20 protein-coding genes are annotated in these 18725 nt (G+C 49.5%); 9 read left to right on the top strand and 11 right to left on the bottom strand.

Annotation, left to right across the window (positions count from 1 at the left end; all coding sequences use genetic code 11):
* Nucleotides 1-877 precede the first annotated feature (877 nt).
* The 5 genes from MHH82_RS07195 to MHH82_RS07175 all read right to left on the bottom strand — a co-directional run bounded on the left by MHH82_RS07195 (nt 878) and on the right by MHH82_RS07175 (nt 4979).
* Entirely contained in the window at nt 878-2080 is a 1203-nt protein-coding gene (locus MHH82_RS07195) for an S-layer homology domain-containing protein (RefSeq protein ID WP_340964713.1), read from the bottom strand.
* A 324-nt stretch (nt 2081-2404) separates the two neighbouring features.
* Nucleotides 2405-2803, bottom strand: a complete 399-nt coding sequence (locus MHH82_RS07190; RefSeq protein WP_015733931.1) for a helix-turn-helix transcriptional regulator — start codon at nt 2801-2803, stop codon at nt 2405-2407.
* 114 nt (nt 2804-2917) lie between these two features.
* Nucleotides 2918-3649: a hypothetical protein gene (locus MHH82_RS07185; protein WP_340964707.1), complete on the bottom strand. Its 732-nt coding sequence runs from the start codon at nt 3647-3649 to the stop codon at nt 2918-2920.
* A 185-nt stretch (nt 3650-3834) separates the two neighbouring features.
* Nucleotides 3835-4560 (bottom strand): hypothetical protein, encoded by a 726-nt coding sequence (locus tag MHH82_RS07180; protein WP_340969846.1) that lies wholly within the window; start codon nt 4558-4560, stop codon nt 3835-3837.
* A gap of 260 nt (nt 4561-4820) precedes the next feature.
* Entirely contained in the window at nt 4821-4979 is a 159-nt protein-coding gene (locus tag MHH82_RS07175; protein WP_009591751.1) for a hypothetical protein, read from the bottom strand.
* 221 nt (nt 4980-5200) lie between these two features.
* Here MHH82_RS07175 and MHH82_RS07170 point away from each other — a divergent pair, with 221 nt between their 5' ends.
* From MHH82_RS07170 to queF, 6 genes are all read left to right on the top strand, one after another.
* Entirely contained in the window at nt 5201-5653 is a 453-nt protein-coding gene (locus tag MHH82_RS07170) for a cell division protein ZapB (RefSeq protein ID WP_015733928.1), read from the top strand.
* A gap of 54 nt (nt 5654-5707) precedes the next feature.
* Nucleotides 5708-6412 (top strand): AIM24 family protein, encoded by a 705-nt coding sequence (locus MHH82_RS07165; protein ID WP_009591651.1) that lies wholly within the window; start codon nt 5708-5710, stop codon nt 6410-6412.
* Between the two features lie 277 nt (nt 6413-6689).
* Nucleotides 6690-7367 (top strand): 7-cyano-7-deazaguanine synthase QueC, encoded by a 678-nt coding sequence (queC, locus tag MHH82_RS07160; protein WP_340964702.1) that lies wholly within the window; start codon nt 6690-6692, stop codon nt 7365-7367.
* Complete coding sequence (gene queD, locus MHH82_RS07155) at nt 7364-7855, top strand: 6-carboxytetrahydropterin synthase QueD (protein WP_340964700.1); 492 nt, start codon at nt 7364-7366, stop codon at nt 7853-7855. Before queC ends, queD begins: the two co-directional genes overlap by 4 nt.
* Before the next feature lie 49 nt (nt 7856-7904).
* Nucleotides 7905-8642, top strand: a complete 738-nt coding sequence (gene queE, locus MHH82_RS07150) for a 7-carboxy-7-deazaguanine synthase QueE (protein ID WP_049788788.1) — start codon at nt 7905-7907, stop codon at nt 8640-8642.
* A 68-nt stretch (nt 8643-8710) separates the two neighbouring features.
* Nucleotides 8711-9208, top strand: coding sequence for a preQ(1) synthase (queF, locus tag MHH82_RS07145; RefSeq protein WP_009591586.1), 498 nt, complete (start codon nt 8711-8713; stop codon nt 9206-9208).
* A gap of 112 nt (nt 9209-9320) precedes the next feature.
* On the opposite strand, the gene MHH82_RS07140 is transcribed toward queF, so the two are convergent.
* The 3 genes from MHH82_RS07140 to MHH82_RS07130 form a co-directional block, all read right to left on the bottom strand.
* Entirely contained in the window at nt 9321-10226 is a 906-nt protein-coding gene (locus tag MHH82_RS07140) for an EcsC family protein (protein WP_340964696.1), read from the bottom strand.
* 196 nt (nt 10227-10422) lie between these two features.
* Entirely contained in the window at nt 10423-10896 is a 474-nt protein-coding gene (locus tag MHH82_RS07135; RefSeq protein ID WP_015733923.1) for a Dps family protein, read from the bottom strand.
* A 205-nt stretch (nt 10897-11101) separates the two neighbouring features.
* Nucleotides 11102-12550, bottom strand: coding sequence for a potassium/proton antiporter (locus tag MHH82_RS07130; RefSeq protein WP_176502489.1), 1449 nt, complete (start codon nt 12548-12550; stop codon nt 11102-11104).
* 212 nt (nt 12551-12762) lie between these two features.
* Between MHH82_RS07130 and MHH82_RS07125 the strand changes: the two genes are divergently transcribed.
* Nucleotides 12763-13872 carry a GNAT family N-acetyltransferase gene (locus MHH82_RS07125; RefSeq protein ID WP_036662518.1) on the top strand — a complete coding sequence of 370 codons (1110 nt, stop codon included), beginning with the start codon at nt 12763-12765 and terminating at the stop codon, nt 13870-13872.
* Between the two features lie 292 nt (nt 13873-14164).
* Here MHH82_RS07125 and MHH82_RS07120 read toward each other — a convergent pair whose 3' ends face one another.
* Nucleotides 14165-14443 (bottom strand): hypothetical protein, encoded by a 279-nt coding sequence (locus MHH82_RS07120; protein ID WP_186326487.1) that lies wholly within the window; start codon nt 14441-14443, stop codon nt 14165-14167.
* A gap of 103 nt (nt 14444-14546) precedes the next feature.
* Entirely contained in the window at nt 14547-15224 is a 678-nt protein-coding gene (locus tag MHH82_RS07115) for a general stress protein (RefSeq protein WP_009591703.1), read from the bottom strand.
* A 235-nt stretch (nt 15225-15459) separates the two neighbouring features.
* On the opposite strand from MHH82_RS07115, the gene MHH82_RS07110 reads away from it, so the two are divergent.
* Nucleotides 15460-16413 carry a hypothetical protein gene (locus tag MHH82_RS07110; protein ID WP_015733919.1) on the top strand — a complete coding sequence of 318 codons (954 nt, stop codon included), beginning with the start codon at nt 15460-15462 and terminating at the stop codon, nt 16411-16413.
* Between the two features lie 72 nt (nt 16414-16485).
* Nucleotides 16486-16725 carry an NHLP leader peptide family RiPP precursor gene (locus MHH82_RS07105; RefSeq protein ID WP_015733918.1) on the top strand — a complete coding sequence of 80 codons (240 nt, stop codon included), beginning with the start codon at nt 16486-16488 and terminating at the stop codon, nt 16723-16725.
* Between the two features lie 91 nt (nt 16726-16816).
* On the opposite strand, the gene MHH82_RS07100 is transcribed toward MHH82_RS07105, so the two are convergent.
* Complete coding sequence (locus tag MHH82_RS07100; protein WP_015733917.1) at nt 16817-18706, bottom strand: sensor histidine kinase; 1890 nt, start codon at nt 18704-18706, stop codon at nt 16817-16819.
* Nucleotides 18707-18725: the final 19 nt, after the last annotated feature.

Below are 18725 nucleotides of genomic sequence, written 5' to 3'. Positions count from 1 at the left end.
CTGCTTGGCACCAGGATTTGCCCAATAATGATGATATTTATCATTGTTAAATGATTGACTAAAATTAATAGTTATTAGATTTAAATCAGTAACATTTACAAGCGCGCCTGACTTTGGCAAAGTACTTACATCAGCATAGCCTGTATCAGTAGGGACACCCCCACTAACAATTAAAGAATTTCTATCAACCTTAACATTAGTAGCCTCAACCTCTTCTTTTGAAATCCCACCATCTCGAATCCATTGACTATAGAAGGGGGAGTTAACGTCAATAACATAAAATGGTTTAGTTCGGGGGATTTTTGCTTCAAGTGCATCATCTGTGCAGTTTGGATACTTCGGAAGTAAGTTACCTTGAACATTTTCAGTTGCAGCTGAGTCATCACAACCTCTACTGTCTCTCTTACTTACAGCACCTCCCGATGCCCTCCAATGTTTCCCATACCAGTTACCTGCATCAAAAATGGACCAACGATCCCAATAATATACCCCTCCATAATTTGTGTTTTCTTCTGATCGGACCTTTGTTTTACTGCCACTTAAAGTATCAGTTTTATTTATCCATTTGTTTACGCCCGGGGTAAAATCTACAAATGAACGTATAGTTGTCCCAGTACTCTTATCAACCCACTCTAATTTTTTTATTATTTTTCCTGGAGGAGCAGTAACAGAGATGGACTTTGTAGATAACTGCTTTTTATCCGAAAATAAATACCCCCCGTATTCATAATCATCAGGATCTTTGAGCATTTCATAATTGATACTCTCTGATATCTCCCCGGCCGCAACTATTTCAATGGGATCAAATATAATAATATTAAATAACAAAATAAATGGCACCAATAATGAAAAAGCTCGCAACATCTTCAAAGTCCTCCTACTTTATCAATATTGATCTAGAAAGGACTTGACTTATGATCGGTGCTCCTGCTGAAATAGACTCTATTGAAACTCTGATAGATCCGTCTGTACTGAATTTCTCTTTTGGAATAACAAGTCCATATATCTTTTTGCTAGAATCATTCGATTGAATAACTGAAGGTACTATGAGACTATTTCCAGTAGGAACACCATTGTAACCATGAATTTGAAGATTTACACGATCTGAAATAGGGTAACCTTTTGGATTTTTATTAATTACTATACGAGCTTTAACAACAACAACATAACATTTGAGATCATCAGAAAATTTTACCCAATCCCCATTATAAGTTCTATATGAGAGTTTATTTTTTGATGGAAGTTTGATTCTATTTGGATCTCTTGGGTCATTCCAATCAATTGCTAAAAGCTCTTCTACCTGTATTGTGGTACCATCTTTACCAGAGAATTTTAGATTAGAGACTTTCCAAGAATTTATTCCTGTTTTGTTATGATTATCCGGCCCATTAAAAATCTCCGGTGCCACCGAGAAAATATTCGTCTTGTGCCAATACACCTCAGCTGCAGCTACTGCATATTTATCCACGGGTAGCTCCTTGCCGCTTTTTACCTGAAGCAGTCGCTCAATGACCGCAATCGCTTGAGCTCTTGTGGTAGCGCCCGTTGGTGATATTACGCCCGGGGCGGTCCCGGATATGATGCCATCCTTGGATGCAAGATACATCCACTGCTTGTCCTCCACATTTTTGTACCCCAGTGCTTTTACCGCCAGCTTGGACATCTCTTCACGCGTCATCCGTTGAGTCAGGTTACCGTCGGCATGATCCCCGGCTTTATAGATCCCTGCCGATTCGGCCGCCGTCACGTAAGGAGCATACCAGGAACCTGAACTTGTAGAAGGTGACTCAAGCTCCAGGGCCGATACCGCCATTTTGATGAATTCCGCTCGGGATACCTGTTGGTTAGGCAGAAATCTTTTATCCGGGTACCCATCCACATAACCTCGTTGTACCGCATCTTGAATAGCTGCCTGGGCCCAGTGGCCCTGAATATCCGTAAACTGGACAACCGGGGTCTCACGAGACTCCACCGCTTTGCCGATCCTATTGTCTTGGGCCGCCTCCGCCACGGCCGAATTCAAGCTTCCGACGATCACGGTTAGCACCGTTAATACACTCATCAAAATCTTCTTTTTCATGCATATCCTCCTGAAAATCGTTATAGATAAACCCTATGTCATTGCTTCATATCTCCTTTCTACGCCCTTGCTTAGGGACATCTACCGAGACTCTCACAATTACACAATGCTTACAGTTTTGTATGGATGAGAGAAATTGTATTTATTTTATCATATAATCCACTATTTTGGTATAATATTCCTAACCTGATTCTAGTTGACTAGTTGATTCATCATCTCTATTCACGACCGCAGTTGCACCCTGAACATGACAAAACCTCGACGATAGTCACATGAATTTGTGTCCATTCGTTCGAGGTTTAATTGTTACATGTAGTGGAAGTGTTATAAACCGGTAGTGGATTCTTCCCGGTCCCCGGCCTGAATTTCAGCCTTCTCCGCGCTTTGCTTATATACAGCAGCCAACACCTTTTCATAAGCGCTTTCAAATTCATCCGGCAGGATCGGCTTGATTTTGTCCATTACATTCAGCAGTTTAAATAATGCCTGTACCTCCTCTTCCGTTAAACCAAGGGGGTACATTGCAAAATGTCCAATGAAAGTATAGCCGCGGCCGCGGCCTTGGTGAGTGATGGGGATATGCATGGCACTGAGGGCATCCATATCCCGATAAATGGTTCTTTCACTGGTTCCACAGCGTTCGGCAAGCTCCCGAGCAAGTATTCCTGGTCTTGCTTGTACAAGGGTAATGATTCTCATTAGTCGGATCAGTCGGTCTGTCATATGGCATTCTCCCTATCTTTCTAGTAAATTAGACATATTTTTGTTGACTGCTAAATAGTACATTCGACCCTGATATCATTTTTCCTTTTTTATATAGGGATTCTTGTTTCCTGGTTATGAATTAAGTCTAAAGTCCCTTTTCCAGTTCGCATTTTCAGAATAAAACTGCTGATATGTATTCTTATATAGAACACTAAGTTTATAAAGGACTTCGGCCTCCTTTAAATATTCCGGATCTCGAAATCGGGTTGCGTATAAAAGCATCTCATCTGCCTGTCTACGAATCAGATCTTCACCTTGAGTCAAATTCCCCTGTTCCAGCTCTTCTCTTGCCTGTTCCAGGATGAAAGCATTCTGGTATAATTTCAGTACTTTCTCTACCCGGTAATCTGCTTTTCGGTATCTCAATGTCGTATGATTGCTGAATTGAAGCGGTATCGTTCGGGACGGCTGCAAAACCACCTTCTGCTTTAGAACATCCATATAGGTCCATAAAGCAGTAACGATCGGATACACCCCCGATTGACGAGCACCGACACTCAGCTCAAGAACCAATTGCTTGGTTCTCCCTTCGGACAAAGAGCCTAAAGACAACGAGATGTTGCGATCATTCAGAATCTCCCCTTGGCAGCCATACATCTGTTCCACTTGAACGCCTTCTCCTAATTGAAGGTGCAGCTGGACTTCTTCGGCTATGCGCCGACGAAGTCCATTGGACTGCGTTTTCTGCTTCTGGACACCAGCCCTCCACTCGATCAGCAGAAAGACTTGACTAGTGCCGCCAGCGAACACATGGCTGTGGCTCCATGTATAATCCGAATACAAGCCTGACTGCAATACATCCACCTCTTTCCTCTTCTTCTAATAATGTACCAATAGAGAGGGACATCTTACTGTCACGGAACATATGTTCCCATCCTAATTTCGACAAAAAAAGACCACAGCCCTTATGAGCTGCGGTCTTTCGTGGATATGCTTTATGTCAGTTCGCGTACAAGGAAAACTGCGGCTAACCTCGGAATGCCCTTCCTTTACAATAAAATGGTGTTGACGACGGCAAGCAGCACAACATATATCCCTAAAGCGATCCCAATGAATTTGACCAGCTGGGTTGAGCCGATCCGGTACAACTCGATTGTGGCGGCGCTGTTTGCTGCCAATCCGGTCATTAGAGCAAATACAAGGAGGAAGAAAGCCGGCTTTACCAACAAGAAACTGAGCAGTCCACTAACAATTAGCACCGCTCCGAACGGCAGCTGGAACGAGCCCATTTTGGCGATGTAATCCTTCATGTCGAGCTTTTGTTTGGTCATTACGTTCCCGGCAAGCCAGAACGAACCCAGCAGGATGACGGTTGAGAACAATCCCAGCAAAAGAAAACGGCTCCCCATGCCGAAATCGCTTAACAAGGCGGACATCATGCCCAGTCCGGAATAGAACATCCGCTTGACTCCAAGGCCGAACAACCAAAAACCGAGGATGCTGGAGGCCATCCCGATCAGGCCATAGATCATGCCTGTTTGATCCCCCCGCATGTTCAGGGCGCTCATCGGATTTTTCAATAGATTCAGCAGCACCTGACCATCGACTTGAACGGCCGATGAAGTTTTGGCATGCGAGCCTCCGGCCGATGCGGAATCGGGACGCCCATGTTCCGGCTCCGCCGCTGCCGCCGTGTATTTCGCCGAGATGTCGTTAGCGCATTGATGTGCGACGCCATCCGTTAATTCTTTACCGCAATGAATGCAAAAGCCCATTTTCTTCAAAACTCCTTTTCTCCTGTTATGGTTTATATATACTGATTCAAGTTACGACCTAGTATAAAGGATAAATGTATTATTTTGTAACTGTTTCTGCCATAAAACGTCATATTCAGACGATATTTTCTGTTTGTTTAGGATATTCCCATCTCGCAGCAAAATGAAAACGACTTCGATAGATTAACGCCAACCAACGCAAAAAAGCCCGGAGCGTTCTCCGGGTTTTAAAGGCTGCTTATTTGAATATACGGGATCTACTAACCTATTACCGCTGCCGAAGCGGACTTCGTATCTCCCATAAATCTTTCAGTGCGTTGAATGGGCGCGTACGTGACTTTATCGATTAATAAGCCGTTGCCTACGGGCTTTCCATTCACCGTTATCATAATTTTCTTCACGTTGTTATCTTTCATCATAATCGCAATCTCCTTTTATCTGCTAGATCATTTTATGTTCATTTCGTATGGGATGGCCTCTATGCGCTTGCTTGAATACATTACCCGCCGCATTGGCAAGTTAAACAACTTAGCTGCGAATGGATTCACTTCCCATGCGAATGTGGGTAATATATATTAATAGAAACCTGTCGAAATCTGATTCGTATTTACTATAAATAATCGAATGGTGGTGACCCCGCATGTTTAAGCCGTCAAAATCCAGGCTCATCCAACTTTCATTTATTCTGCTGGTGGCAGGAATCGCGCTGCCGGCCGGAGGACGGACCGCCAGCGCCAATTATTTCAATAATATGTACGATAATATCCAGCAGTTCACGGGACTCCCCGATGAAATAAACCAGCTTAAGAGCAACTATAACCAAGCCCTGCAAGAGCTTGATAAAGCCAAGATCGCTTCCGAACGGCTGCAGCAGCAAAATCTGACCCTGGCGGAACAGAACTCCAATCTTGCAGAGCAGAACCAGCAATTAACCCAAATGGTAAGCCAGTTACAGGAGGCTGAAGCCGCACGAAAGCGCGGGGCGGAACGTTTAAAAACGGTAGCGATCACCGCCGTGGCGTTAGCTGCCGGATACTTTGTCATCATTCGCGTCCTGCGATTCGGCATGCGCCGAACGAACCGTTCGAGATAGGACAAGCTCTTATCCAGTTCCATACCATTCAACCAGGCAAAAGGAGGCGCGGCGATGATTATCCGAATGGAAGATGCGGCCGGCAGCGGAGCAGGTCAAGCGGTTACGTTCTCCTTGACGGAGGGGGACACGGCGCATGTCCTTCATCCCGAGCAGATCGTTGCCTATCGGGGACCCTCCTCCGGGCGCAGCGATCGGCTTATGAACGTGAAGGGCATCTACCGCAAAAAAAAGCTGATCCGTGCCGACATTACGGGACCCAGCCAGTTTACGGCTGCGCTTCCCCCGGGCTTCAACATGCATGAAATTCAGCTGGAAGGCGAACAGGACATGCTCTATGATTTTCGTCATGTTTTCTTTTACACCCGGTTTGTTACGATGCAGACAAGAATACTGAAAATCAAAAACATGCTGGTCACGCGAGATGCCATTAAGATGAAGTTTTCCGGGAATGGCAGCATCGGCATTCTGACCCAAGGCCCGGTATGCAAAGTCAAGCTGCATCCTACCGAGCCGCTGTATGTGGACGCCGGAAGCATCATCGCCTACCCCGAAGCCGCTAAGCTGGATCTGACCGTATACGGCAATCATCTGGCCAGCCAGCACATGAACTATCACTGGAAGCTGACCGGCGACGGTTATGTGCTGTTTCAAGCGGGACGCCAGAATCAGCGGCTCGTGAACGATTTAAACGACGAAGGCATCATCAAGCGATTCCTGCGGGAAGCAATTCCCTTCGGCGGAGTGTTTATCAAATAATCCGGCCGTGTTATAATGGAGGGCGTAATCGGACTGCATGCCGGTCACGGCTCTCCATGCGGTCACAAGGACAACAGAAGACAATCCATGCGCCTGCATCGGTGCGTGGGAGAGGTTCGTGAACTCCCTCTATAAAAAACTATCGTGTCTTATTCGGTGTTACACCCTAAGAATAAGGCTTGTTTTTTTACGGATTCAGTTCAATGAACTTCTCTTTCTTCTACGGGATCGGCCCTCTGGGGCTGCTCTTAAATTATGAAGGATGAGAGGTTTTTTTATGCTTAAAAATGAAAAAGCAGTCGTTGTTTTCAGCGGGGGGCAAGACAGCACCACCTGCCTGTTCTGGGCGAAGGAACGCTTCGCCGAGGTGGAAACCGTAACATTCGATTATGGCCAACGCCATAAGCTTGAAATAGAATGCGCGGCACAGATTGCCAAGGAGCAAGGCGTGAAGCAGACGGTGCTTGATATGAGCCTGCTTAATCAGCTGGCACCGAATGCATTAACGCGCAGCGATATCGAGATCGCCGAAGGCGACGGCTTGCCTACGACGTTTGTGGATGGCCGAAACCTGCTGTTCCTCAGCTTTGCAGCCGTGCTGGCCAAGGGCGTCGGAGCGAAGCATCTGATCACGGGCGTATGCGAGACGGATTTCAGCGGTTATCCCGACTGTCGGGACAGCTTCATCAAATCGCTCAACGTTACGTTGAACCTGGCCATGGATTACCCGTTCGTCATTCATACTCCGCTCATGTGGCTCGACAAATCCGAAACCTGGGAGCTTGCCGACCAGATGAATGCGCTCGAATATATTCGCGATCATACGTTAACCTGTTATAACGGCATCAAGGGAGACGGCTGCGGGGAATGTCCTGCATGCAAGCTGAGAAAAGCGGGGCTCGACAAGTATATGCAGCGCCGCAGCGGCATCTCCGAGAGGGGGCGCCTGGTATGAGCCGCGAGCCCGGGGCTTTCCGCATTGTAAAGCATCTGCAGAAGCTTGGCGAAGACATCGATGCCGGAAGCCTGCGTTACCATCGGAAGCGGGTGCTTGTTTCCAAAGAGTTTACCTTCGATGCTGCGCACCACCTGCATTGCTATGAGGGAAAATGCAAAAACCTGCATGGCCACACGTATAAAGTGGTTTTTGGTATCAGCGGAACTCCAAACGAGGTCGGCATTACCGTGGATTTTGGAGACATCAAGGATTGCTGGAAAACGAGTATCGAACCTTACCTGGATCACCGTTACCTGAACGAGACCTTGCCGCCGATGAATACGACAGCAGAGAACATGGTGGTCTGGTTGTTTGAGAAAATGGAGGAGGCCCTCCGCAGCAGAGAATCCTATGAGGAACAAGGCATGCGAACGGAATTCGTTCGCCTGTTCGAGACGCCGACCAGCTATGCCGAGGTCAGACGGGAGTGGATGATCCATGAATAATGTGCATGAAACGCCTGTTACGGATTCAAACGGGGGCTCCTCCCCTGCCATGACGGTGGACCGTCCGATTCCCGTGATGGAAATTTTCGGTCCTACCGTTCAAGGCGAAGGCATGGTCGTTGGCCGCAAGACGATGTTTGTTCGGACTGCCGGCTGCGACTATCGCTGTTCCTGGTGCGACTCCGCATTCACATGGGACGGTTCCGCAAAGGACTCCATCTCGCTGTTGAGCGCTGATGAGATCTGGCAAGAGCTGTACCGTCTGGGCGGAGAACGCTTCGATCACGTCACCCTGTCCGGCGGCAATCCAGCTCTTCTTCCCCAGCTTGGAGCGCTTGTGGATGAGCTGCATCGGCACGGAATTACCGTTGCCGTGGAGACCCAAGGCTCACGCTGGCAGGACTGGCTGAATCATATCGATGAAGTCACCATTTCCCCCAAGCCGCCAAGCTCGGGCATGGATACGGACTGGGGCAAGCTCGACGATATCGTCTCGCGTTTATCCGCCCGTCCGCCCGGCAGAACCTTCAGCCTGAAGGTTGTGGTCTTTGACGATAAGGACTTGACCTACGCGGAAACGGTCCATGAACGATATCCGAACGTGCCATTTTACTTGCAGACCGGTAATCCCGATGTAGGCACTGGGGACACGACTTCGCTTGTCTCCCATCTGCTGGACCGGTACGAGTCGCTTGTTGATGCGGTCATGCAATCCGACCGGTTAAACGATGTGCGCGTCTTGCCGCAATTGCACACGCTCGTCTGGGGGAATAAACGCGGCGTTTAGTACGGCATCAAGAAAATACCGATGATTGGATTGAGTTTGAATTCATATACATGAAGGAGTTATCATAAATGGCTGGAAGACAAAAAGAAGAAATGGAAGACGTTACCCTGCTCGGCAACCAAGGCACGAAATACACCTTCGAGTATGATCCCGGCATTCTGGAGAGCTTTGACAATAAGCATCCCTACCGCGACTATTTCGTCAAGTTCAACTGTCCCGAATTTACAAGCTTATGCCCGATCACAGGCCAGCCGGACTTTGCGACCATCTACATCAGTTACATTCCGGATATCAAGATGGTGGAGAGCAAGTCCTTGAAACTGTACCTGTTCAGCTTCCGCAATCACGGGGACTTTCATGAGGACTGCGTAAATATCATCATGAATGACCTGATCAAGCTGATGGATCCGAGATATATCGAGGTATGGGGCAAATTCACCCCGCGCGGCGGCATTTCCATCGATCCGTACTGCAATTACGGTCGCCCGGGCACCAAATACGAGGAGATCGCCGCGAATCGTCTGATGAACCATGACCTGTACCCCGAAAAGGTGGATAATCGGTAAGAAACCACCTTTATGGGTTGCGTCATGATATTTTCCGATGTTGATTAAGTAAAGGGATGTCCGCGCATGGCGGGCATCCCTTTTTGTCGTGTCGATCCGTGTATATCCTTGATTACAGCGGATATTCCATACTCCGAAGACGGTAATGAACACGCCGCTTCTTGTACAGCATTTTCCCAGCTTCGGCCACATCGCTTATGGTGCCTTTGTTGCTGATCGAACCGAATACGATCCCGGCGATCGGAATCAGCTGAAACAGCTTTTTCATCCCGAAGTTATCGGTATACGACTGGACGACTTCACGCCAGCCCTGCAGTTGCGAGAAGACCTGCTCCGTCGCCTGGACGTCGTCAAAACTGGCAAGCTCCTCCAGCACCGCTTTCTTTCCGACGATGTCGGCGGATGCAAACTGCAGGCATTTCACGATAAACACCCGCTCCCGGGGATCGTTCGGATCATACCCGTAACAAAGGGCCATCTCCTGAAGCACCTTGAGCGATTGACCGAGCACCATGGGCAGATCGGCCGCTATCGTAAATACGCCTCCGATTCCCGTTGCCGCCCCTTGGGCCGCCGCGAATTTGACCCGCTTTACCGTCAGCGTATCCGCTGCCGCATCCATGACCTGGAGCGGCAATTTCGCGGCTGCTGCCAGCGTAAGTCCGGAAGCCAACGCCTGCTCCTCTCCGTTCCCAGCGCCAGCCGACTCCGCCTCGCCGGATTTCGCGGAAGGGTCGTTCACCGCGCCTGAACCTTCCAATCCAGCGGTCTGAGCCAGAACATTCATGACCGACTTCTCGCGAACCAGATGCTTCCCGCCGCTTTGAATAAATCCGCCTACCTCGTTCAAAGCGCTTCCGATTTTCTCTTGAACAGCCTTGGGCGTGAGGCGATCCAGCAACATAAAGGGAATTCTTCCGAGCTTCTCCCAGAACATGACGTCCTTCTGTTCCTTCTCCCATTTCAAAATCTCTTGAAGCTGCGACTCCAGCTGGTGTCGTGATTCCATCTCTGCCATCCTCACTACTCCTCTATCCGAATTAAAACGATCTATGAAGGTTATACGCATAAAATTGAAGAAAGGCGCAATAAATTTCAAATTGAATCTTGCAACAGCATTCGCAAGGCGAACAAAAAAAGAGAACGACCCTTATCAGGTCGATCTCCCTTTGCTTATGTTAGCCGTCATGAAACGGCAGCAACGGATATGAACTTTATTTGCCCAAAAATGCGTTCAGCATCCACGAATGCTTCTGCACATCGCTCACCATGCCGGTCAACAGATCGGCTGTCGCATCGTCGCCCTCTTGGTTTGCTGCCTCGATACCGGACTTGAGCTCTCCGGCCACTTTCTCGAAATCCGCAACCAGCTGTCCGACCATCTGCTCGGCCGTGTTTTCATTCGAGACCTCCTGCAGCGTCGTCAGCTTCAAATATTGAGCCATGCTGGCGGCCGGTTTGCCGCCGATGGCCAGCATTCGCTCTGCCAGCTCATCCACATAACCAGCGGCCGTGTTGTACAGCTCCTCGAATTTCTCGTGCAGCACGTAGAACTGAGGACCTTTCACATACCAATGATAATGGTGCAGCTTCACGCCAAGCACACTCCAGTTGGCTACCTGCGTATTCAGAATTTGTTGAAGTTCATCGGTCGTATTTCCTTGTGCTTGTTGGGTTAGGTTACTCATCTATATCGTCTCCTTTGATATTGTATTTAGACTTATTCTAAATCCTTGAATTAATCATAACAGATTCCTGTCTCTTTTGCAAAGGAAATCGAAACTTCTCGGATGAAGATAGGATGAAGAAATTACCTCTGATTTATACCTATCCTAAATTATTTTTAAGACCGTCTGCTGTGATGGGCATCATATAGCTTCAGCTGCGAAATCCCTAGGATAACCCCAGAATTGATTTCATTTCCTTCCGTTTTTGCTTCGGATTCATCACGTACAACGTGTCCCCTGCCTCAATGACGGTGTTTCCTCTCGGCGTGATGATCCGCTTCTCCCGAATAATGGCCGTAAAGAGGATGTCGTCCGGCAGATTCAGCTGCTGAATTTCCTTGCCGACGATGGGCATATCCCCATCCACCAGCACGTGGTTGATCTCGGAATCCGTTTTTCCTAGTGCCATCAGCTCCAATAAGGACGGAGCCTTTGCTTTATCCTTCTCCACCAGTGCAAGCCTTTGCGTGAGCGGAGAGATTGTGGTGCCCTGGATCACCGCTGAAGTCAAAACAACAAAGAACACGACATTAAAAAACAATTCCCCCTGCCTGATTCCCGCCAGTACGGGATATGTAGCCAATACGATCGGTACGGCCCCGCGGAGGCCGGCCCATGAAATCAATATTTTCTCGCGGACGGCAAATTTGGCGAACAGCAGACTGCTGAACACGCCGATCGGCCTGGCGATGAAGATGAGAATCAAGGACAACAGGAGTCCTTGCCATACGACCTTCGACAGCTCGTTCGGGAAGACAAGAAGCCCGAGCAGCACAAACATCACGATCTGCATCATCCACGCAAAACCTTGGTTGAATGCTTGAATCGTCTTACGGTACGTCAGCTCGGTATTGCCGAGCAGCAAGGCCATAACGTATACGGCAAGCAAACCGCTGGCTCCAAGCCATGCGGCGGCGGCATACGTCAGCACGGCAAATCCTAAAGCGGTCACGGGGTATAACCCCGAAGAATCGAAGTTGATGCGATTGATCACATACACGGCCAGCATGCCGACAAGAATGCCGACAACCAGTCCCAATCCCATTTCCATGACAAAGGAAAAAATAAGCCCGAACAAATTTAGGCCCGGATGTTCTATCCATTCGATTAAGGACACGGTTAGAAACACCGCCATCGGGTCATTGCTTCCGGATTCGGCCTCGAGCGTCATTCGAAGCCTTTTCTTCAGATTCGTTCCGCCAAGAACCGAGAATACGGCTGCCGCATCCGTCGAGCCGACGATAGCGCCGATTAACAGCCCTTCTTTCAAAGAAATATCAAGCACGAAAGAGGCGCATAGTCCGATTACAACGGTTGTCAGCAGGACGCCTATCGTGGCAAGCGAAATGGCCGGACCCAGAACCGGCTTGATTTCTTTGAAGTCGGTCTGCATCCCGCCCTGAAACAAAATGACGATCAGTGCGAATATGCCGACCAACTGCGTGAGCTCCGCATTATCGTAATAAATGAAACGGCTGAGAATCATCCCGATCGCGATAAACAGCACCAGAGCGGGCATGCCGAAACGGGAAGAGAACTTGGTGGTCAATACGCCTGTCAGAAGCAAGGCGCCGCACAGCAAAATCATGGAATCAACAAAACTTGGCAAGCTCATCCCTCCGGCGTCAGATTCGTTCATTTATTATTACCCGAAAAACACCGCCTTTTCGCATGCGCCTAAACCGTAAAACGCTTCGCTGCAGGGCTGGCTAACTCCGCCAACCGGACAATTCCGAATAGCCTTAGAAAACGTTTACTGGAAATTCCCCGCCCAATGACTTTATACTGGTAATAACAAGCGACATACATAGGGGAGGCGTCAATCGAGTGAAGATTTCTATGATGAAAAGCGATCAATTGCAACAAGCCGTCGAGCTGTCTGACCGTATTTTTCTTAAGCAGCCGGAGCAGCCTTCAATGGGGGTATCCTTCCCTCCGATATTCTCGCCGGGCATCAGCCATTCCTACGGTGCCTGGGATCAGGACAAACTGGTGTCTTTCATGGGATTCGTGCCGTTCACCATCCAGACTCGCGGTGCCCGATTAAATATTTTCTCCATCGGCTCCGTCTGCACGGACCCGGATTACCGGGGTCAGCGACTTGCAGGCAATCTCCTGGAACAGTGCATGCGGCATGGCGAGGCTTCCGGTGCATCCCTCATCCTTATTTCCGGCGGCAGATCCCTGTATACCCGGGCAGGCAGCCGTCTATTCGGGCGGGCGCTCCGGTTCCGTCTATCTCCGGCCGTCGTGGAGCCGCTGCGTGCTGCAACGGGAAAAAAAGTGAACATCCGGGCCATGCAGCCGCACGATCTGTTCCAGATCCAAAGACTGATGGAACAGCGGGAGGCTGGATATGTTACGACGGCTTCGGAGCTTAACAAGCTGCTGGATGCAAGCGCATACTCCAACGTGATCCGCCTTAAGCAGCAGGTGCTTGTCGCCGAAGAAGACGGGGCGCTGACCGCTTTTGCCATCATCGCCGTACCCGGAGACACGATGACGCCTTCCAGGGAGTCTACCCTCGTCGAGTGGGGAGGAAGCCCTGAAGCAGCCGCACTGATTATAGCCGATGCCGTCGCGTCCTTCAGCCTTTCGGAGCTTACGGTTCCGCTGCCTTGGCAGGATAAGGAGCTTGCCGCTTTAATCCAATCTGCCGGTACCCTGCCTGAGTATATTCGCAACGAGGGAACCATTTATTTGGTAAGCGGCCCGCAGCTGCTTCGTCAGCTGGCTCCTCTGCTTCCGGAGGGGTTGATCCAGGCGGACGGCGAACATGGTCCGTACCGTCTTACCCTGAGCCATGAAACGTTGGAGCTGGATGACGAAGGTTTGCTTTCCATCCTGTTCGATCCGGAATCCCCGTATCGGGCTAACGGGAGCGTAACCTTCGATCCTGTCCCTCTCCCTTACGCAACCGGACTTCAATATATATAATGGAAGAACTAAAGGTGCATCTGATCCTTTCCCTAAGCAGGAGAGGTCATATGCGCCTTTTTTACTTTCGCTTGAGATTGACTAACCTGGAACCTGTTCATCCCAAGCAGAACCAGCGTCGGTACTCGCATCCCGAGGAGTGGCCGTCCGCCTATTTTTCCCAGGATAAGTGCCCTTCCTCTCCGCTTCCACATAGAATGGGATAACCGATCTGATAGAAAGAGGTGCAAGGCCTTGAGTCATCAACCGAAAAGAGGGCTTCAATCCCAAACAAGCCTCGGTATCCCGGGTCTCATCCCTGGATACCCTTACTATCCTTATCCATACTATCCACCGTTTTATCCGGTCTATCCGTTTCCTCCGTTTTACCCGGGGTATCCCGGATTCCCCGGACATGGGCATGGGCATGGGCACGGTCCTTGGCATCCGGGACATGGCCCAGGACCGTGGCATCCGGGTGGACCTGGACATGGCCCCGGTGGACCTGGCGGTCCTGGACATGGGCACGGCCCCGGCGGTCCCGGGTACGGGCCGAGGGGTGCGAGAATGCAGCGCAACAAGCGTTAAACACAACTTCAAGCAAGCCCCGTGAAGCCAGATTGTCGCCGCAAACAAACCGCCCGGAAGAATCCGGGCGGTTTGTTCATCGTTCATGATGCATATGAGAATAACCCTTATCGTCTCTTCGTGGTTTCTTCACGATCCGGGCTAACAATGTTAGGACTCACGGCGCCGCCATTGCCATCGCCATAGCCTTGATACAGGTTAGGGTCCGGCACGGCATCCTCGGTGGCAGCAGCCGCTTCAGAACGCGAATCTACCGGTGCTCCTGTACCGCTGTAGGTACCTTCTTCACGGTAATGATGTTCATTGAGCGCGCTGTTGCTGCGGAATATATCATATACCTGGCCACCGTTCGACTCATCGGCATCCACCATGACCAGAATATGCCCTTCATCGACGTAGCCCCCATATTCCTCCGCTTGATCTTCCGGAATGCCAAGGCCGATCAGGCCTCCTACCAACCCGCCTGCACCGGCACCCACGGCGGCGCCCGTCAGCGTTGCCGCGATCGGTCCAGCGGCAATGATCGGACCAATGCCCGGAATGGCCAATGCGCCAAGACCTGCGAGCAATCCGGTGACGCCGCCCAGCACGCCGCCGGTAGCCGCTCCGGAGGCCAATCCCTCGGGCGCTTTGGTCCCGGTCTCGTCCTGAATATGGGAAGATTCGCCGCGATCCTTGGCAATGACAGAGATTTCATCGGCTCTGAATCCTTGCTGCTTTAGTTCCTCAATGGCTCGGGTTGCTTCCTGCTCCGTCCGAAAAGCTCCTACAATTTTCTGAGTCATATGAATTCCTCCTATTTGGTCATTTTCGGTTATCGCTGTACATCCCTAAATTAAACGCCCGCCGCCATAATCAAACAAGGAAACCGAATAACCGCTTGTAAAGAACCCCGTCGCAGAGCCGAAACTTCCACATATCGCCATGGATTGGGACTGGTAATATTTAACTCCATTAGCATTCATGTTAATATAGCAAGTAAGCACTTGTACCTTAAAAATTGAATAGGTTGGTGATTCCATGAACTGGTTCAAGCCTTTCGAGGACGATCTTGCCGCCGCTTTCTCGGCCTGCGAAGCAAGGCTGTCCGAATTCCCTGCTCCCCTGAACCAAATCGGTCTTTCATACCTCAGAAAGTTTGACGTCTTTGAGCAGGACAGTTCCAAAAATTACATCTGCTATCTGCTTCCCTTCTGGATGAAAGAACGGACCGCACTCCCTGCCGAGATATACCGTGATCTCTCCACGGCCAACATTATCGGCATGTTATACTACTTCATTCAAGACGACATCATGGACTCGCCTCATGACGGCCAGTCCTCTATCGATCCGAAACACCATCTCGCGCTTGCCAACCTGCTGTATTACGAATTTCTCACATCCTATCAACCCTACTTCCCGGCAAATTCAGAATTCTGGTCTTATCTCAAACACTATACGCACGAATGGTCGGAAGGCGTCATCCATGAAACCCGGGAGGATTACTTCAAGCACGACAGGGCCATGGTTGCCAAAAAGGCGGCTCCCGTAAAGCTGGGAAGCACCGCCGCACTGCTTCTATCGGATCAAGCAGACCTTATTCCACGAACGAACGATGTGATGAATCATGTGCTGCTTACCTTGCAGATGATGGACGATTGGACCGATTGGAAGCAGGATCTTGCAGATGGCAGCTACAACTGCCTGCTCTCCCTCATTAAATCGGAACGGGGGCAACCGCAGGACGCTGTTCTAACGATATCCGAAGTGCAGGAAGCCATCTTTATCAACAACATGCTGAAGCCTTATGCAGAGATTGCCGCTGCCACCCATGCCCATCTCTTATCGGTTGATATAGAGGCTCCGCATCTGATTTCCTTCCATCAAACCATGGTGGATGAACTTCAGAACGAAGCGAATCATATCGAAAATAGTAAAAAAACCTTGTCTTTTGGCGGGTTAAATTACCATTTGTCTATTCTAAACAAAAAATAATAGATTTTATATTTGTTCCATGGTATTCTTTAAGAGTAAAAAATAACCAATTTATTTGAAAGGGTGATTCTTATGACGACAGAAGCCATCTTTCAAACACAATTGATTCAAAAAGCCTGGGAGGATCCTAGCTTTAAGGCAAGACTGCTGAGCGATCCAAAGTCCGCGATCAAGGAAGTTCTTGGTGTACGGATTCCCGACCACATCGAGATTCGAACGCTTGAAGAGAATCCGGGCGAGCTGTATCTGGTCATCCCTCCGAATCCGACTAGCGTGATCAAATCGGAAGCCAAGGAAAGAGCCATCTGGTAAAGACTACATAACAGCCTGGACATTTCATAAATAGATGAATAGGTAAAAAGAGTGGGGACGGTAACCGCCATCGCTGCCGCAGCTTAGCGAATCATTCGCAAGCTGCGGGAAGCGTAATGACGGCATCGGTCCCCACTCCTTGTTTACTCGTAAAATAAATGTCCCCATCCATGGCCTCGATAATTCGGAAGGTCACCATCAGGCCAAGGCCCGTACCCTTCGTTTTGTTAGAGAAATAGGGCTCTCCCAGACGTGCCAGCACATCCGGCCCCATCCCCTCTCCATTATCCACCACATGAATAAACACCTGGCCTTGCTGGCGATAGCAGCGGATATGAACCAGCCCTTCGTCGCCCAGCGCCTCAATGCTGTTCTTCACGATGTTAATGAAGGCCTGCTTGAATTTCGAGGAATTGCCCCGAATCGTAATATCCTCCGGAATATCGACGGTAATTCTGCCTCCTTGCAGATGAGCCAGCGGGCCGAGTATGCCTTCGATATGCTTGAACTCCTCGGATATCCGCAGCACCGTGTCTTTGCCGAATTCCGGCTTGGCAAAGGTTAAGAAATCCGTAATGATGCCCGAGGCACGGTCCAGCTCGACCAAGGCCAGATCCAGATACTCCCGTTCGGTGGACTGGGCTTTTCCGGTGAGGAGCTGCAGGAATCCCCGCGTCACTTGCAGCGGGTTGCGAACCTCATGCGCGACCGATGCCGCAAGCTCACTGATGATCTCCATCTTCTCCGAACGCTGCAGCTCATTGTTGAACATCTCAAGCTCTTTGGAGTATTGAAGCATCTGTTCGTGATTTTTGGCAAAATGCCGTCCGAGAATAACGATGAGCGCAATAATGAAGCTGACGATGCCCCATTTCCAGAGGAACAGATTGTAGCTGCCCCGGGTCAGGAAAAACTGCAGCAGCTCGCCCAAACCCACAATGGCAAACACCGCAAAGCCAGCGTTGAAAATAATGGCGTCCTTATTTCCCTTAACGGCATAGTACATCGAGCTTCCGACCAGCAGTACGAATTGAACAATCATGACAAAACCCAGGACCTGAACGGAGAAGAAATAATACAGGTCGAACCATTGATTAAAGGCCCATTGATTGAAGATCAGGAACAGGCCGCAGAACAGCGAATAGAATACCTGGAACTTCCGAAGTTTGCGCAGCACGCCCCTCCAGCCGGGGCCGAAGATTTTTTCAAAAAAGAGACTGAACGAAGGAAGTAAAATAAATAATGAGATGTCATATAACTGAGTATATAAATTTCCATATTCATCAAAAATCGTATAAAGAAACGGGGAGTATGTAAATACCAGTATGCCAACGGATAAAATAATAAACGATAATGACAGGACGGTAATCAAATATTTTCTGTTCAGAAACACGGCGCAGATCAGCATCACCAATGCAATAAAAACAAAGGCGCTCCCGAGGATGATATCCACCAGATTCGACTTCACGAACTGGTTCAACAGATCATGATAGTTGCCGACCAGTATTTTCCCTTCCATCGTCACATGATCTCGCGCGGTTTCCAGCCAGATGTACAGATCCTTCCCGAGTAAGTCCTGGTGAAGGGGAAGCAAAATGTAGTTCAGCTCATAATTGTACGTACGGGTTGATTCGTAAATCTTCTCATGGTCCGCATATACCGCAACCTGCTGTCCGTGCAGCTTGTCAATCAAAATGCCGGGGGATGCCGATGATATTTCGGGAATCTTCATTTGAATCCATGCGGATGCCTTGGCATGCGGCTTGGAAGGCGTCGAAGCTCCGGTCGAAGTTACCAGCCAGTCATCCCTGTGGGCCGGTACGCTGTCCGGTACCCCTCGGGTTTCGGACCAAAGGATTTTCCACTCCTTAATCGCTGCCCGAGCTGCCGTTTCTTCGGTGGCAAAGACAAGCCCAGGTAACCCCTGGCTAAAAGCTATAACGATGATCAGGAACACAGCGATTCTCCATCCAGACCTCATGAACACACCTCAAACATTA

The organism is Bacillus sp. FSL K6-6540 (assembly GCF_038007545.1).
This window is presented reverse-complemented; position numbering and strand designations above follow the sequence as displayed.

Excerpts from the sequence above, each read along its gene's own strand:
- MHH82_RS07195 (WP_340964713.1), bottom strand. The coding sequence starts at position 2,080 with ATGAAAAAGAAGATTTTGATGAGTGTATTAACGGTGCTAACCGTGATC.
- MHH82_RS07190 (WP_015733931.1), bottom strand. The coding sequence starts at position 2,803 with ATGACAGACCGACTGATCCGACTAATGAGAATCATTACCCTTGTACAA.
- MHH82_RS07180 (WP_340969846.1), bottom strand. The coding sequence starts at position 4,560 with ATGGGCTTTTGCATTCATTGCGGTAAAGAATTAACGGATGGCGTCGCA.
- MHH82_RS07175 (WP_009591751.1), bottom strand. The coding sequence starts at position 4,979 with ATGATGAAAGATAACAACGTGAAGAAAATTATGATAACGGTGAATGGA.
- MHH82_RS07170 (WP_015733928.1), top strand. The coding sequence starts at position 5,201 with ATGTTTAAGCCGTCAAAATCCAGGCTCATCCAACTTTCATTTATTCTG.
- MHH82_RS07165 (WP_009591651.1), top strand. The coding sequence starts at position 5,708 with ATGATTATCCGAATGGAAGATGCGGCCGGCAGCGGAGCAGGTCAAGCG.
- queC (WP_340964702.1), top strand. The coding sequence starts at position 6,690 with ATGCTTAAAAATGAAAAAGCAGTCGTTGTTTTCAGCGGGGGGCAAGAC.
- queD (WP_340964700.1), top strand. The coding sequence starts at position 7,364 with ATGAGCCGCGAGCCCGGGGCTTTCCGCATTGTAAAGCATCTGCAGAAG.
- queE (WP_049788788.1), top strand. The coding sequence starts at position 7,905 with ATGACGGTGGACCGTCCGATTCCCGTGATGGAAATTTTCGGTCCTACC.
- queF (WP_009591586.1), top strand. The coding sequence starts at position 8,711 with ATGGCTGGAAGACAAAAAGAAGAAATGGAAGACGTTACCCTGCTCGGC.
- MHH82_RS07140 (WP_340964696.1), bottom strand. The coding sequence starts at position 10,226 with ATGGCAGAGATGGAATCACGACACCAGCTGGAGTCGCAGCTTCAAGAG.
- MHH82_RS07135 (WP_015733923.1), bottom strand. The coding sequence starts at position 10,896 with ATGAGTAACCTAACCCAACAAGCACAAGGAAATACGACCGATGAACTT.
- MHH82_RS07130 (WP_176502489.1), bottom strand. The coding sequence starts at position 12,550 with ATGAGCTTGCCAAGTTTTGTTGATTCCATGATTTTGCTGTGCGGCGCC.
- MHH82_RS07115 (WP_009591703.1), bottom strand. The coding sequence starts at position 15,224 with ATGACTCAGAAAATTGTAGGAGCTTTTCGGACGGAGCAGGAAGCAACC.
- MHH82_RS07110 (WP_015733919.1), top strand. The coding sequence starts at position 15,460 with ATGAACTGGTTCAAGCCTTTCGAGGACGATCTTGCCGCCGCTTTCTCG.
- MHH82_RS07105 (WP_015733918.1), top strand. The coding sequence starts at position 16,486 with ATGACGACAGAAGCCATCTTTCAAACACAATTGATTCAAAAAGCCTGG.
- MHH82_RS07100 (WP_015733917.1), bottom strand. The coding sequence starts at position 18,706 with ATGAGGTCTGGATGGAGAATCGCTGTGTTCCTGATCATCGTTATAGCT.